We start from the raw sequence: 2,492 nt of genomic DNA on the forward strand, positions 1-2,492 counted from the left end.
GGGGGTGTGTTCGGGGGTGGGGTGTGTTCGCGGCCCGGGCGTCGCCCGGTGTGGTGTTGACGGGCGCCCCTCCCCCGTGTGTCCCCCGCGTGCGGGGTGAGCGGGGCCCGGGTTGGGTGCGGTGGGCGTTTCGCGGGAGGTGAGGGCCCGTCGGTGACTGTTGCATATGGCACATGATGGGGTCATCCGCTGTTTTTTGAGGGGCCGGTCCTGTCCAGGGGGTGGGATGCTGCCTAAGGTTGGCCAGGTGACAAGCAGTGCGACGCCGCCCCCGAGCGCGGCCAACCAAACGCAGACCCTCGGTGCCGGACTGGCCCACTCGCTCCGGCGCCGCCACATGGCGCTGATCGCGATCGGCGGTTCGGTGGGCGCCGGGCTCTTCATCGGCTCCGGGTCGGTCATCCAGATGGCGGGCCCGGCGGCGGTGCTCTCCTACGTCCTGGCGGGGGCGCTGGTGTTCTTCACCCTGCGCGCCCTGGGTGAGATGGTGGTGGCGGTCCCGGCCGGGGGCTCCTTCTCCGACTACGCCCGCCTGGCCTTCGGTCCCCGTGCCGGTTTCACCATCGGGTGGGTGTACTGGTGGATGTACGCGGTGCTGGTGGCCGCGGAGTCGGTGGCCGGTGCGGCGATCCTGGGCCAGTGGGTGCCGGGGGTGCCCGGGTGGGCGCTGGCGCTGCTGGTGCTGTTGTCGATGACGGTGGCCAACCTGGTGTCGGTGCGGGTGTTCGCCGAGACCGAGTCGTTCTTCTCGTTGGTGAAGGTGGCCACGATCGTGGCGTTCCTGTTGATCGGCGGCCTGTGGGCGGTGGGTCTGTGGAGCGGCGCGGACGGCTCCAGTGTGGCCAACCTGTGGGAGCACGGCGGGGTGGCGCCCAACGGGTGGGTGGCGGTGCTGGCCGCCACGGTGGTGGTGCTGTTCGCCTTCGGCGGGGTGGAGATCATCACCGTGGCCGCGGGCGAGAGCTCCGAGCCCGAGCGCGGTGTGGCCTCGGCGGTGACCAACGTGCTCTGGCGGATCGGGCTGTTCTATGTGGCCTCGATCGTGGTGGTGGTGATGGTGCTGCCGTGGAACAGCGTGGATCCGGGGCGCAGCCCGTTCGTGGCGGTGATGGAGCACGTGGGTGTGCCCGGGGCGGCGCTGATCATGGAGATCGTGGTCCTCATCGCGGTGCTGAGCGTGTTGAACGCGGCGATGTACACCTCCTCGCGGATGCTGTTCACGCTGACCCGGCAGGGGGACGCCCCGCGGGTGCTGCGCGGGACCAACCGGCGGGGTGTGCCGGTGCGGGCGATCCTGCTCGGCACCGTGGTGGGGTACGGGGCGGCGGTGGCCGACTACCTGTGGCCCGACCGGGTGTTCCCGTTCCTGGTGGCCTCCATCGGCGCGATCCTGCTGGTGCTGTTCCTGACCATCTGCGCCTCGCAGCTGGTGGTGGGGGCGCGGGTGCGTCGGCGTGAGCCGCAGCGGCTGACCCTGCGGATGTGGGCGTTCCCGTACCTGACGTGGGTGGTGCTGGGGGGTCTGGTGACGATCTTCGTGGCGATGGTGGTCATCCCCGACCAGCGTCAGGCGCTGCTGGCGTCGGTGGGGTCGGTGGTGGTGGCGCTGGTGGCCTATGAGTTCCGGCGCCGGTGGGGGCGTACGCCGCCCACGGACCGGGTGCTGGCGGTGCCCGACCGGCCCGACGCGGAGGCGCTGCGCCGTCACCCGGGCGCCGACTAGCGCGCTTCGGGGAACGGTGGTCGGGCGGGGGTCGCGGTGGCGGTTCCGGCCCGGGCTTCGACCGACGCGGCGGTCTGGCGGGGCTCCGCTCCCGGTGGGGGCGGGGCCCCGTTGCCGTGGATACGGTTCCCTCCCCCGGAACGGATGCCCGTCTTGAGGTGATGTGATGCCGTTTCTGGGTTTTGTCGCTAGGGTGCTGCGCAACCTCTGAGAGGAGCACCCCCGTGCGACACTTCGTCGGCTTCCTGTCCGGTCTGATCCTGGGTCCGCTGCTGGTCCTGCTGGCGGGGTGGGCGTTCACCCACCTGCGCGGTCTGCACGCGGTCGGTCTGGGCGCCCTGCAGGGTTCGGGGCCCCTGGCGGTGGCCGGGTTGGTGGGTATGGGGCTGTTGGTGGCGATGGTGGCGGTGCCGCCGCGGTTGACGCCGATGCTGCCGCTGGGCGCGGCGCTGGCGGTGGGGTCGCTGAGCGGCCTGGCGGTGTGGCGGATGTACCTGCTGGAGCGGTTGCCGCAGCTGCCCGGGACCGAGGGCGCCCTGGTGCTGCTGCCGTTGGGGGTGTTCGTGCCCTTGGTGGTGGTGCTGGTGGCCCCGGTGTTCGTGGGGCAGCGCTGGCGCCGTGAGGATGATGAGGGCCCCACCGAGGAGGAGGAGTACTTCGAGGGCCTGTACGAGGACGAGCCGGACCCCCGGGGCACGCGCGGTGCGGCCGAGTCGGTGCCCCACACCCCCCGGCACCGGGCCTGAGACAGGGACGTCCGGGGTCCGGC

The 2,492-nt window shown here is 72.0% G+C and carries 2 protein-coding genes; both read left to right on the forward strand.

Annotated elements, in window-relative coordinates:
- Positions 1-337 precede the first annotated feature (337 nt).
- Positions 338-1,723 carry an amino acid permease gene (locus tag DQW06_RS23415; RefSeq protein WP_019607156.1) on the forward strand — a complete coding sequence of 462 codons (1,386 nt, stop codon included), beginning with the start codon at positions 338-340 and terminating at the stop codon, positions 1,721-1,723.
- Positions 1,724-1,947: 224 nt separating this feature from the next.
- Entirely contained in the window at positions 1,948-2,469 is a 522-nt protein-coding gene (locus tag DQW06_RS23420; RefSeq protein WP_013153216.1) for a hypothetical protein, read from the forward strand.
- Positions 2,470-2,492 lie beyond the last annotated feature (23 nt).

The sequence above is a fragment of the Nocardiopsis sp. TNDT3 genome (genome assembly GCF_003427465.1).
GTDB lineage: Bacteria > Actinomycetota > Actinomycetes > Streptosporangiales > Streptosporangiaceae > Nocardiopsis > Nocardiopsis dassonvillei.